This is a genomic window from Caballeronia sp. GAFFF2, from assembly GCF_023631485.1.
Classification (GTDB): Bacteria; Pseudomonadota; Gammaproteobacteria; order Burkholderiales; family Burkholderiaceae; genus Caballeronia.
Genome location: NZ_JALQDA010000030.1, coordinates 222,801 through 235,149, shown reverse-complemented (window position 1 = coordinate 235,149; position 12,349 = coordinate 222,801). Strand labels below are relative to the sequence as shown.

Genomic DNA, 12,349 nt, shown 5'->3' with positions numbered 1-12,349 from the left:
CGGCGTCGAACTCATAGAGAGCACATGGACAAGCTGTTGGCATTGAGAACCTTGCTGGCGGTAGCGGAATCCGGCGGCTTCACGGCAGCCGCGCATGAACTCGGCAAGACGACGTCTTCCGTCATGCGACTGATGGACGGACTCGAAGCGTCGCTCGGCACGTCGCTTCTGACACGCACGACGCGCAGCGTCACGCTCACCGACGCCGGCGTGACCTACGTCGAGCAAGTGCGCCAGGTGCTGGCCGATCTGGCGGGCGCCGACGATAGCGTCATCGACACCGGTATCGATCCCATGGGCTCGTTGCGCGTGAGCGTATCGGCAACTTATAGCCGGCTGCATATCGCCCCGCATATCGCGACGTTTCTACGGCAGCATCCGCGCGTGAACCTGGAACTGGTCGTGTCTGACAGTCACATGGATCTGGTCAGCGAGAAGATCGATCTGGCCTTGCGCGTTGGCGTGCCGACCGCCGACCCTCGTCTCATCGTGAAGCGGCTCGGCCACAGTGCGCGATGCGTCGTGGCAAGTCCGGCGTACTTGCAGAGGCGAGGCCATCCACACGCAGCTTCGGAACTCGTTGCACACGACTGTCTGCGGTTTGCGTATAAGCCCGGCAACCGGCAGAAGTGGGTATTCCGCTACCCTGACAGAAGCGAATCCGTCGATGTCGGCGGTCAATTGTTGACGAACAATCTCGACATGCTCGCGGGCGCGGCGCTCGGCGGGCTGGGCATCGCTCTGCTGCCGCAATGGCTCATCGGGGCGTCGGTACGCGACGGATCTTTGATTGCCTTGTTCGACGGCGCGCAGGTCACGCCGGAAGGCGGCGACGCGTTCGTCTATGCGACTTACCTGCCTAACCGGCGTCATTCGCGGAAGGTGCATGCGTTCATAGACTTCGCACAGCGCGCGATTGCGGCGCCGGGTCATGCGGTCAGAACCGGGCCTTAGTCCGTCGATACCGCATCAAACAAACCGCACCAGCATCGGCAACAACACCGGCACGACGAACGCCGTGAACACACCGTTCAGCCCCATTCCAAGCCCGGCAAACGCGCCCATCTCCTCGCTCACCTGAAACGCGCGCGCCGTTCCGATGCCGTGCGACGCCACGCCGAGCGCAAACCCGCGCGCTTCGACTTCGTTCACACGGAGAAGGTTGAGGATGCCCCGCGCGGCAACCGCACCGAAGACGCCCGTCGATATCACCAGCACCGCCGTGAGCGACGGCACACCGCCGACCTGTTTGGCAACCGCCATGGCGATAGGCGTCGTAGCCGACTTCGGCGCAAGCGATGCCACCGTCTGGCGCGATGCGCCCATGAGCGCGCCCACCGACACCGCCGAGACGATCGCCGTCAACGAGCCCGCCGCAAGGCTCACGATGATCGGCAACGCGAGCCGCCGCAGATTCGCAAGCTGCCGGTAAAGCGGCAACGCGAGCGCGACGGTCGCGGGTCCGAGCAGAAAATGCACGAACTGCGCGCCATCGAAGTACGTGTCGTACGGCGTGTTGCTGGTCTTTAGCACGACGACGACGATCGCCACCGCGATCAACACCGGGTTTGCCAGCGGATTGAATTTGAAGGCTGCGTAGATGCGCTGCGCAATGAGGTAAGCGAGCAGCGTGATCGTCAGCCCGAGCAGCGGCGTGGCCGCCAGATAGACCCAAATACCTCCGAGGCGTGGAATCGCGGTCATGCGGCGCCTTTCGTATCGTTGGAGAGGCGGCGCTGTCGGCGCAGCATCGCGCGCATGACGAGCGCGGTGACCGCGATCGCCAGCGTCGTGCTAACCGCGATGGCCACGACGACCGCGACGAGGTCGCCACTCAGCGCTTTCGCCGACACCATGATGCCGACGCCTGCAGGCACGAACAGTAGCGAAAGATGACGGAGTATTTCGAGCGCGGTGGGTTCGAGCGCGTTGGCGGCCTGCGGACGTATCGCGAGAAAGCCGAGCAGCATGAGCATGCCGACTACAGGTCCCGGAACGGGAATGCTGAACAAATAGGAGACGCCTTCGCCCAGACACTGGAAGACGAGCAAGGTGGCTAGCGCTGCGAGCATGGAGTCTGTGTGGTCCGATTGAGAGTACGCGATGCGCCCGTATTCTAGTCAATCGAACTCCGATGCGCCGCGTGACGCATCGGGTGCCTTGCCTGCGAAGAGACGTTATTTGCCTTGCGTGGCGCTGGCCGTGGCAGGTTCTTCGCTCGTGGAGCTATCCGGGTCCTCGGCTTCCAGTTGAGTGCGTGCCTGCTCCCAGAATTCTTCGGCACGTCCATCGGGGCTGCCTTCTCGCTCCCATAGTTCATAGGCGCGGCGGCGAATGCGGTCCTGTTCCTTATGATCTTCCATGTCTTCTCCATGATTGGCTACGAACCGGCGCCGACGCGCTACCTAAAGTCGAAGCCCCGGCAATTGTGATTACCCTCAACAACGCTTATTGCCGCGATACCAGTCCGACCAACGAGGTCTTGTCATAGATCGCCACTTTCCAGCACGACGAAGCCAGATCGGCTGCGCGCCTGCTTGATCATCGCCGCCCGGCCGATTGCCGGCGCATGCCTGATGAACAGAGCGAGTTCGGGCTCGGATACACCTGGCACGCCGTGACGATCGCGCAAGGCGTCGTGCGTGACGGCCCCGCGGTGTTCCACGCCACGCACATTGAAGCGAAAGTTGACCGCTTCGGAAAAGCTGTCGTCGACCGCGCCGAATACGTCGGCGGATTCGATGTTTCTTTGGGCAGCGCTGTCCTCATCGACCAGACCTTTTCCCTTCATAAACTGGGAAAACTGGCGACCCATGTCGAATGACACGCGTTCGAAGTCCACGTTCTGAAGAAATGCGAATCTCATGGCTCTCTCCGTTGCAGCATTTGAGTTACGACAAGCAGGCGGCGTGCCGGGACGGACTTTCTCTCCGACGACTGTGCGCAAGCGCACGGCCGCAGTGCGTTTCACATGCATCGGAAGACTGTGAATCGGGCTGCGAGCGACTACCGCTGTTGCTAGGCATGGCCATTGCAGAGCCGAGCCGTAACCGTCGCGTACGGCAAATCCAAAATCAGCGCCCTGAAATGACGCCGCGAACACTCATCCCTTTTTGCAAGTAAGGAACGAAACGATGACCGCAACGAAGAACCAGTACACGATGCAGGACCCGCTCAAGCAGTACCCCGGTCCCGACTTCGAGCGCCAGCCGCAGTCCGCGCCCGGCCTCGCTCGGGACATGAAGCCGCGTCCCGATCACGGCGAGGACAGCTATCAAGGGTTCGGCCGTCTCAAGGGCCGCCGCGCATTGATCACGGGCGCCGACAGCGGCATTGGCCGCGCCGTGGCGATTGCCTTTGCGCGTGAGGGCGCGGACCTCGTCCTCAATTATTTGCCGTCCGAGGAGCCGGACGCGCGCGAAGTGCTTGAACTCGTGCAAGCCGCAGGCGTGAAGGCCGTGGCGCTGCCAGGCGACATCGGCAGCGAAGCCTTCTGCGGCGATCTCGTCAGCCGCACGGTTGCCGAACTGGGTGGACTGGATATTCTCGTCAACGTCGCGGGCAAGCAAACGTCGGTGGAAACCATCGCTGAACTGACGACGGAGCAATTCGAAGCCACTTTCCGCACGAACGTCTTCGCGATGTTTTGGCTGTGCAAGGCGACGCTCCCGCATATGCCGCCGGGCGGGACCATCATCAATACGACGTCCATCCAGAGCTATCAGCCGAGCCCGTCCTTGCTCGATTATGCGCCTTCGAAGGCCGCGATCACTGCGTTCACGCATGCGCTCGCCAAGCAGGTCGCATCGAAGAGCGTGCGCGTGAATGCCGTGGCGCCGGGCCCGGTGTGGACGCCGTTGCAATCGAGCGGCGGCCAGCCGCAGGACAAGATCGAGGTATTCGGTTCCGAAGTGCCGATGAAGCGGCCCGGCCAGCCCGCCGAACTCGCGCCCATTTACGTGCTGCTTGCATCGCAAGAGTCTAGTTTCGTGACCGGAGAAGTCTATGGTGTGACAGGCGGCAATCACTTGCCGTGATGCCTCGGCGCGGGCGGGCGCGATTCGCGATCAACATTTATGATGCTCGTCATGGCTCTGGCGCCTCGACGCCAGAGCCGAACCGAACCGAACCATGCTCCCTTAGGCGAAGAAACCATGACCGAGATGCCCTATCGCAACGCGTTGATCATCGGAGCGGGCTCCGGCATCAGCGGATCGCTCACCCGGCTTTTGCGCGACGCCGGTCTGCCGGTCGTGATTGCCGCGCGCAACATCGACAAGCTGAAGCCGCTCGTCGATGAAACCGGCGCCATCGCCCTGACCGTCGATGCCGCCGATCCCGCTCAGGTCGAGCGGCTCTTTGCGGAAACCGAAGCGCGCATCGGCGCGCCGGAGATCGTCGTGTACAACGCGAGCGGGCGAGTGCGCGGTCCCATCGCGGAACTCGATCCGGCGGAGGTCGGGAAAGCGCTCGGCGTCACGGCGTTGGGCGCGTTCTACGCGGTGCAGGCAGCGGCGAAGCGCATGACGCCGGCGGGCAAAGGCGCCATTCTGCTGACGGGCGCGACAGCGGGCATCAAGGGCTTTGCGCTCTCCGCGCCTTTCGCGATGGGCAAGTTCGCGCTACGCGGTCTTGCGCAGAGCGCGGCGCGCGAGCTGGCGCCGAAGGGCATTCATGTCGCGCATATCGTCGTCGATGGCGGCGTGCGGGCGGAGCATCGGCCTGATCCCGTGGACAAGCCCGACAGCACGCTCGATCCGGATGCCATCGCGCAAACTTATCTGGATTTGCTGCGACAGCATCGCAGTGCGTGGTCCTGGGAGATCGAGGTTCGGCCTTGGGTGGAGACGTTTTGAGGGGATTTTCCTTTCGACACCGACGCTCCCCATGAACCTCTCCTTCGAAGTCCTCCAGGCCCTCGACGCCATCGACCGCACCGGAACCTTCGCAAAAGCGGCGGAAGCGCTTCACAAAGTCCCCTCGTCGCTGACGTATCTCGTTCAGAAGCTGGAGCTCGATCTCGGTGTGACGCTCTTCGACCGCACCGGACGGCGCGCGACGCTCACGCAGGCAGGACGCCTCGTCGTCGATGAAGGCCGCCGTTTGCTCGAAGCCGCCGCCGATCTCGAACGCAAAGCCAAACGCGTGCAGCACGGCTGGGAAACGGAACTGCGGCTCGGCATCGACGAAATCATTCCGTTCGACATGTTGTGGAAGCCCGTCAGCGCCTTCTACAGTCTCAAGCTCGACACGCGCCTCGTGCTCTCCAAGGAAGTGCTCGGCGGTTCGTGGGACGCGCTGCTCACGCGCCGCGCGGATCTCGTCGTCGGCGCGGCAGGCGAGCCGCCGCTCATTCCCGATCTCATCGCCAAGCCAATCGGCTCGCTCAAGCATGTGTTCGTGGTCGCGCCCAATCATCCGCTCGCGTCGGCAAAAGGGCCGCTTTCCGCCGATACCGTCGCGCAGCACCGCGCCGTTGCCATCGGCGATACCTCGCGCGAACTCGCGCCGCGCACCATCGCCATCGGGCCGAATCAGGAAGTGCTCACCGTGCCGTCGCTCGAAGCCAAACTGCACGCGCAGTTGCAAGGCATCGCGGCCGGCACCATTCCCGAATGTCTCGCCGATGAACATCTCCGGCGCGGCACGCTCGTCAGCAAGGAAGTCATCGGCATGCGAGATATCACGTACTTCTATCTCGCGTGGCGCAGCGATCGCGTCGGACGCGCGCTGCAATGGTGGGTCGATCAGCTCGACCGCCCGGACCTGATCGATGAAGCCGCGCATCAACGCATCGCGGCCGCGTGATGGCGATGCGGTTCTGAAAGGCGTGCGGCGGACGCATCGCCGCATGGCGCTCGCGTGAGATCGGCTCAACGCCGCCTTCCATCGAATGCGCCGAATCGAACGCGTTCTTAGCGTATTCAGAGGGCACGGAGCCGCGCACAAGTTTGTCCAACTCGCGCGCCAGAGCAAGCAAGTAACTCAGCGCCTCGCTTCCCTCGAATCCGCGGAATCCGCCGAATCCGCGGAATCCGCGGAATCGCACGCGGTCTTGAGCGTGTTCAAAAGGCGCAACGCCGCGCGAAAATCGTCCCACTCGCGCCATTGCGGAAAGCGCGCGCACGCCGTTTCCAGCACCGTCATCGCCTGCGCGTTGCGGCCGCTCGCATGCAAGTGACGCGCGTAGCTCGTGGCCGCGGTCAGATAGAACGAATCGCTACCCTGCATCGACGCCGTTTCCAGCGCGGACGCAAAGCAGACTTCCGCATCGAGCGACACGGCCTCGCCCGGCGGCCCCATCAGCAGAAGTTCGCCCTGCGTGCGCAAGAGTTCGCTCGCATACCACGCGTCGCCGTTGTCGTTGCAACGCTTGAGCGCGCGCACGGTCGTGTCGATCGCTTCGCCGTGCCGTCCCGCCTGCCCGAGCGCACGCGCATATTGCGCGGCAAGCATGGAGCGCGGCGCGTTGAAGCCGAGCGTATCGAGTTCCTTCAACGCCGCGTCGAACGCTTGAAGGACGTCGGGCGTGATGTCATCGAGCGAAATCAGGTACGCGTCGAATGCCGCGCCGCACGCCTGCGCAACGTTCAAGCCCGTGCGCATCGAAATCCGAAGCAGCATGTCGATAGCCTGCCGCGCCGCCTCCCGTTCGCGCGAGAGCAACGCCAGCGGGATGCGCGCTTCGATCAGCACATAAGCGGTCACGATAGCCTGCTCGGCGGCGCATGCATCCACGACGCACGCTTCGGCCAACCGCCGCGCCTCGTCGCGCGCGCCTTGCAGCCAGAGCACGCGCGCAAGCGTGGCCTCCCCGACGATCCGCTGATCGACCGATCTCCCAAGCGGCATACGCGTCTGCAAGCGCGCCGCATGCTGCAGAAAGTGTTCGAGCGATGCGCGCGCCTTCGCCTGTTCGCCCGCATAGTGGGAGGCAATGCCGAGCAGCCGGTAGCCGAGCAGCACATCGGTCGATTCCGGCTCGGCGTCGGTGGTCTGCGAATCGGCGGCGAGTGCCGCAAAGCGCCGGGCGAACGACAACGCGCTGCGCACTTCGCCCGCGCTTTGGCTCGCGTTCCACATGCCCCAGAGCGCGCGCGCCTCGAAGACGCGATCCGCCAGCGCCAGCGACAACGCCAGCACTTCCGACCACAACGCGCGAGTCTCCTTGTCCGGACCATGCACATAGACGAGCGCGGCAGCAAGCGCCGCCTGCAGACGCATCCGCACGCGCATGCAGCGATGCGAGAAAGCTTCCGCCTCGCGTCCGGTTTGCAGCGCGGCAAGCGAGCGCCGCGCCCACACGCAGCATTCCTCGACGAGCGAGAGTTCGAACAGCAGCGAGACGAATTTCACGCACAGCGTTTCCGCCAAAATGGCATCGCCTTTGGGCGAAAGCGTCCATGTCAGCGCGGCGCGCAGGTCGCCGAGCATGTCGCGCATGCGCCGCTGCCAGCCTTTGGAGTGATGTCCGCCGCCATGCTGCGCGTCGTCGTTCAGAAGGCTCGCGAAATAATTGGCGTGACCGAGCGATACGCGTTGCCGCTCGCCGTTGTCATCGAGTTTTTGCAAAGCGTAGGCGCGCGTCGATTCCAGCAGACGATACGCCGCGCGGCCATTCCCCGTCTGCCGCGCGACGAGCGATTTCTCCACGAGTCCCGATACCGCCGCGATCACATCGAACTCGCGCAAAGCATCGTCGCCGACGATGGCGACCGCCGCTTCCATTGAAAAGTCCGCCACGAAAATGCCGAGGCGGCGCAGGGTCGTGCGTTCGGCGTCATCGAGTAAGGCGTGGCTCCAGTCGAGCGTCGCGCGCAAGGTCTGATGCCGTGGCAGCGCCGTGCGATTGCCGCCGGTGAGCATGCGAAAGCGGTCATCGAGATGCGCCGCAAGCGTTTCGACACCGAGTATCGTGGCGCGCGATGCAGCCAGTTCGATGGCGAGCGGTATGCCGTCCAGCCGCCGGCAAACGGTGCCGATGAGTTCCATACTGCGTTCATCGCACGAAAAGCGCAGGTCGATGGCGCGCGCGCGAGCCAGAAACAGTTGCACGGCGCTGCATCGCTTTATGTCGACGCCCGAGGCGCTTGGCGCGGGCACGCTGAGTGGCGCGACCCAGTAAAGATGCTCGCTCACCACCTTGAGCGGTTCGCGGCTCGTGGCCAGCACGCGAATGGAATCGCTCACCGTGCAAAGCGCATCGGCGAGACTCGCCGCAGGCGTGAGAACGTGTTCGCAGTTATCGAGCAGGACGAGCATGCGGCGCTCGCGCAATTCCTGCGCGATGACGGCAAGCGAGCGCGACCCCGCCGCCGGATTGATGCCGAGCGTGCCGGTGAACGCCGCCAGCACGCTTGGCAAATCTTGCGCGGGCGAAAGCGAAACGAGATACACGCCGTCGGGGAAGCGGTCGAGCGAACGCCGTCCGGCTTCGATCGCAAGGCGCGTCTTGCCGATCCCGCCCGCGCCGATCAGCGTCACATGCCGCGCCGCTTCGAGCGCGAGCAGGATATCGGCGATGGCGGTATCGCGTCCGACGAGCGGAGACGTATTCGAAGGCAGGTTGTGTGCAACGCCGGCGTTGGCGACGCTCGTGGGCGCATCGGCCGGTTGCCTCGTCCTGACGAGCCGGTAACCGCGTCCCGAGACGGTCTGGATCAGCACGCGGTTCGCGCCCAGCACCTTGCGCAGCGCCGACATGTGCACCTGCAGATTGTTCTCTTCGACGAGCGTATCCGGCCATACCGCCGCGAGCAGGTCGTTCTTCGAGACGAGCGCGCCGTCGGCGGCCACGAGCACGGCGAGAATATCGAACGCACGGCTTCCGAGTCGAACAGGTTCGTCATCGAGCAGCAATTGCCGACGCTCGAGATCCACCTGAAGCGGTCCGATGCGAATCATGCGCAATGGTCCAGCATATGAAGGTTTGAACGTAGCCCCGGCGCCGCACCCAAAATTCTGGCGCCCGGAAAGTGCCCCCGAAGCATAGAGCACCCGCCTTCTCCCATGTTTGGAAAAAACCGGGATTATCGTTCAATAATTTTGCACATGCGTTTTGCACATGCGGCGCAGCGTCGAACCTAGTCGGGCAACGCGGAAGCCAAGATCATGGCGCGTGCATTGCCCAACGAAGCGCTGCGCCGTTGCGGCTTGTAGACGATATCGCCACGCACGATCCCCGCGCCCGTGAGCGCGCAACGGCCAATCTTGCGCGCCTGGCAACGCACCCAGACCTGATCCGCGTAGCGGCAACGCGTCGCGTCCTGCCAGAGAATCGCGATGGTTCTCGACGACAGCCGCTCCAGCACCTCGATGCGCGCATGGTCCGCAAACGGCTGCGTCTCGCGTCCGTGCATGCGCTTCAAAGCTTCCAGCGCCGCACGATGCGCCATGTCGTTGCCGCCTTGCAGCGCATCGATCACATGCGTCCAGACCGCGCCGCGCGTGAGATTCGCGATCACCTCCGCCCCTCTTGCGGCGCGCGGCGGCAGGGTTCTACGTTCTGCTACGAGGGCTTCTGGCATCGCGCATCTCCGCGTGGTCAGGCGCCGGGCGCGTCAATGGCCCGGATCGCCTTCGTAGTTGACGGGCACCCACTCGTAGCGGGCGCCCTCCTTTCTCACATGTCCCAAACCCGGAAACGCGATGTGCGCCGCCGCCACGAGATCGCCCTCGCGCGCCACGAGATCGAGCGCGGCGCGACGCGAACGGCGCGCGGCCGGTGCATCGGTGTCGTACTCGACGGACGCCTGCGGATTGCGCAACTGAATGCTTGCCACGTGGATCACGTCGCCCCACGCGAGCATCGTCTTGCCGCCGCTTTCGATGCGATACGTCGTGTGTCCCGGCGTATGACCCGGCGTCGCGATGGCGCGAATGCCGGGTTCGAGTTCGACATCGCCCGAGAACGGCACGAAACGGCCCGCCGCCACGTAAGGCGCGACGGATGCGCTCGCGGCATCGAAGAAAGTCGAGAGGAACGCAGGCGCCTTCGGCTTGTTCGCGGCATCGAGCCAGTAGTCCGCCTCGGTCCGGTTCACGCGCAGCACGGCGTTTGAAAACGCCATCGCGCCATCGACGATGACGCCGCCCACGTGATCCTTATGCAGATGCGTGAGCAGAATCTCATCTACGTCTTCCGGCCGATACCCCGCCGCCCGCAGGTTCGCCGTCATCCGGCCGCAGCACGCGCCGTACAACACGCCCGCGCCGGAGTCGATCAAAATCAGCTTCGCGCCCGTGTTGACGAGGAACGCGTTGATCGAGCCTTGAACCGGCGCATCGAGGAAATCGCGCTGCAAGTCCTCGGCGATTTCCTTCTTCGATACACCCTCCACCACCGTATCGATGGGAAAAGGATGCGTGCCGTCGGACAGCGCCGTGACTTCGAATTGCCCGAGCATCAGGCGATAAAAGCCCGGCCCTTGCGTGCCGACCATCGGCGCGCGGGCGAATGCCGCGTCCGTCGTCATGAAGGCGCTGACGCAAAGCACGAGGCATCCGAGACTTCTCCACTTCGACATGAGCGTTTCCCTTGCACGCACCGGTTCTCACGAAGCATAGCCACGCATAAATCGGCAGACGCGCTAATCGTCCTTAAATGTTATTAATCGGCGGTGACCGACAAGCTCAGGTACGCATGAATCTGACTGACCACCGCCGCGCCGTCGCCGACCGCGGAAGCCACGCGCTTGGCCGATTCCGAGCGCACGTCGCCAACCGCGAAGATGCCCGGCACGCTCGTCTCCAGCGCGAAGCGCAGCCGCGTGCCGTGTTCCGTGCGACCCGATCCCGTCATCACGAAGCCGCGGTTGTCGAGCGCGACGCCGCTCGCCGCGAGCCAGCGCGTCTCCGGGTCCGCGCCGATGAAGAGGAACAGATGCCGCGTCGCGATGGCCTCGTCACGCGCCTCGTCCGCATGATGGACGCGAACGTGCGTGAGGCCCGCCTCGTCGCCTTCGAGGCCGCTCAACGTGCAGCGCGTGCAGAGCATCACGTTCGGCAGGGAAGCAATGCGGTCGATCAGATACCGCGACATGCTCGCGCTCAGGCTTTCGCCGCGCACGAGCACCCGCACGCTGCGCGCGAAGTTGGCAAGAAAGACGATCGCCTGACCGGCCGAATTGCCGCCGCCGATCAACACGATGTCCTGCCCCTTGACGAGCCGCGCCTCGATGGTCGACGCCCAGTAGTACGTGCCGCGCCCTTCGAAGCGGTCGAAGTCCTCGACGTCCGGCTTGCGATACGCCGCGCCGCTCGCCGCCACGATCGTGCGTGCGCTCACGCGCTGGCCATCGGTGAGCGTGACGACGAAGACGTCGTTCTCGGGCGTGACGCACGTCACCTTGCCCGGAATGGCGAGGTGCGCGCCGAACTTGAGCGCCTGCTGAAACGCGCGGGCCGCCAACGCCTGGCCCGAGATGCCGGTGGGAAAGCCGAGATAGTTTTCGATCCGCGCGCTCGCGCCCGCCTGACCGCCCGGCGCGCGCTGATCGAACACGGCCACCGAAAGCCCTTCGGTGGCCGCATACACCGACGCCGCGAGCCCGGCCGGTCCCGCGCCGACGATAGCGACATCGTAGATATGCGAAGGCTCGAACGCCGGCACGAGTCCCAGGCACGACGCGAGTTGCGCCTCGTCCGGCGCGCGCAACACGTAGCCGTTCGGGCAGAAGACGAGCGGGAAGTCGTCCGGACCGGTCGTCATGCCGGAGAGCAGCGTCACCGCTTCGGGATCGGTGCGGGCATCGACCACGGTTGCCGGGTGCGCGTTGCGGCGCAGGAAGCCTTGCAGACGGATCAGCCGCGCATCGTCTCCATTGCCGACGATGATCGGCCCGAGCCCCTGCTCGATCAATCCGAGCCGCCGCAGGATCAGCGCACGCATGATGTGCTCGCCGAGTTGCGCGTCGGCGACGATCAGCGCGCGCAGCTTGTCGGGTTCGATGACGAGCGTTTCGGCGTCGGTGAGCGCGACGCCGTCGATCAGCGCGGGCTTGCCCGAGAGTTGCGCCATCTCGGCCATGAAATGCCCGTCGTCGTGTTCGGTGACGAGCGTGGAGCGCCCGAAGCTGTCGCTCGAAGAGATGCGCACGCGCCCCTTCAGCAACACGAAAAGACCGAGCGCCACCTTGCCCGTTTCGAAGATCATGTCGCCTTTTTTGAACGACATGGGCCGCGCGAAACGCCGCACGCTTTCGATCTCGGTATCCGAGAGACGCGGAAACATCTGGTGCTGACGAAATTCAAGCGAGGAAAAAGGCACTTCGAGTTCGGATGGCGTCGCGGCACGCCCGAACGGCCTCGGTAGATCGGAATCGCTCATGACTCAGGCTCCATCGAATGC

12 protein-coding genes are annotated in these 12,349 nt (G+C 64.4%); 4 read left to right on the top strand and 8 right to left on the bottom strand.

What is annotated here, in order from left to right; translation table 11 throughout:
- The first annotated feature begins 24 nt into the window (after nucleotides 1-24).
- Nucleotides 25-954, top strand: a complete 930-nt coding sequence (locus NCT04_RS23275; protein ID WP_250467903.1) for a LysR family transcriptional regulator — start codon at nucleotides 25-27, stop codon at nucleotides 952-954.
- A 15-nt stretch (nucleotides 955-969) separates the two neighbouring features.
- Here NCT04_RS23275 and NCT04_RS23270 read toward each other — a convergent pair whose 3' ends face one another.
- The 4 genes from NCT04_RS23270 to NCT04_RS23255 form a co-directional block, all read right to left on the bottom strand.
- Nucleotides 970-1,704, bottom strand: a complete 735-nt coding sequence (locus tag NCT04_RS23270) for an LrgB family protein (RefSeq protein ID WP_250467902.1) — start codon at nucleotides 1,702-1,704, stop codon at nucleotides 970-972.
- A complete protein-coding gene (locus NCT04_RS23265; RefSeq protein WP_250467901.1) occupies nucleotides 1,701-2,072 on the bottom strand; it encodes a CidA/LrgA family protein in 372 nt (123 codons plus the stop codon). The genes NCT04_RS23270 and NCT04_RS23265 overlap by 4 nt, the downstream gene beginning before the upstream one ends.
- Before the next feature lie 105 nt (nucleotides 2,073-2,177).
- The gene (locus NCT04_RS23260) at nucleotides 2,178-2,363 is read right to left on the bottom strand and encodes a DUF2934 domain-containing protein (RefSeq protein ID WP_244831221.1); all 186 of its coding nucleotides are present in this window, start codon (nucleotides 2,361-2,363) and stop codon (nucleotides 2,178-2,180) included.
- 122 nt (nucleotides 2,364-2,485) lie between these two features.
- Entirely contained in the window at nucleotides 2,486-2,827 is a 342-nt protein-coding gene (locus NCT04_RS23255; protein WP_250467900.1) for a hypothetical protein, read from the bottom strand.
- Nucleotides 2,828-3,134: 307 nt separating this feature from the next.
- Here NCT04_RS23255 and NCT04_RS23250 point away from each other — a divergent pair, with 307 nt between their 5' ends.
- From NCT04_RS23250 to NCT04_RS23240, 3 genes are all read left to right on the top strand, one after another.
- Nucleotides 3,135-4,037: an SDR family oxidoreductase gene (locus NCT04_RS23250; protein WP_284509407.1), complete on the top strand. Its 903-nt coding sequence runs from the start codon at nucleotides 3,135-3,137 to the stop codon at nucleotides 4,035-4,037.
- Nucleotides 4,038-4,154: 117 nt separating this feature from the next.
- A complete protein-coding gene (locus tag NCT04_RS23245; RefSeq protein WP_250467899.1) occupies nucleotides 4,155-4,856 on the top strand; it encodes an SDR family NAD(P)-dependent oxidoreductase in 702 nt (233 codons plus the stop codon).
- Nucleotides 4,857-4,887: 31 nt separating this feature from the next.
- The gene (locus NCT04_RS23240) at nucleotides 4,888-5,808 is read left to right on the top strand and encodes a LysR family transcriptional regulator (protein WP_250467898.1); all 921 of its coding nucleotides are present in this window, start codon (nucleotides 4,888-4,890) and stop codon (nucleotides 5,806-5,808) included.
- A 177-nt stretch (nucleotides 5,809-5,985) separates the two neighbouring features.
- On the opposite strand, the gene NCT04_RS23235 is transcribed toward NCT04_RS23240, so the two are convergent.
- From NCT04_RS23235 to NCT04_RS23220, 4 genes are all read right to left on the bottom strand, one after another.
- Nucleotides 5,986-8,904, bottom strand: a complete 2,919-nt coding sequence (locus NCT04_RS23235) for an ATP-binding protein (RefSeq protein WP_250467897.1) — start codon at nucleotides 8,902-8,904, stop codon at nucleotides 5,986-5,988.
- A gap of 179 nt (nucleotides 8,905-9,083) precedes the next feature.
- Nucleotides 9,084-9,527, bottom strand: coding sequence for a DUF3331 domain-containing protein (locus tag NCT04_RS23230; protein WP_250467896.1), 444 nt, complete (start codon nucleotides 9,525-9,527; stop codon nucleotides 9,084-9,086).
- 33 nt (nucleotides 9,528-9,560) lie between these two features.
- Complete coding sequence (locus NCT04_RS23225) at nucleotides 9,561-10,526, bottom strand: MBL fold metallo-hydrolase (protein WP_502800698.1); 966 nt, start codon at nucleotides 10,524-10,526, stop codon at nucleotides 9,561-9,563.
- A gap of 83 nt (nucleotides 10,527-10,609) precedes the next feature.
- Nucleotides 10,610-12,328 (bottom strand): FAD-dependent oxidoreductase, encoded by a 1,719-nt coding sequence (locus tag NCT04_RS23220; RefSeq protein ID WP_250467895.1) that lies wholly within the window; start codon nucleotides 12,326-12,328, stop codon nucleotides 10,610-10,612.
- Nucleotides 12,329-12,349: the final 21 nt, after the last annotated feature.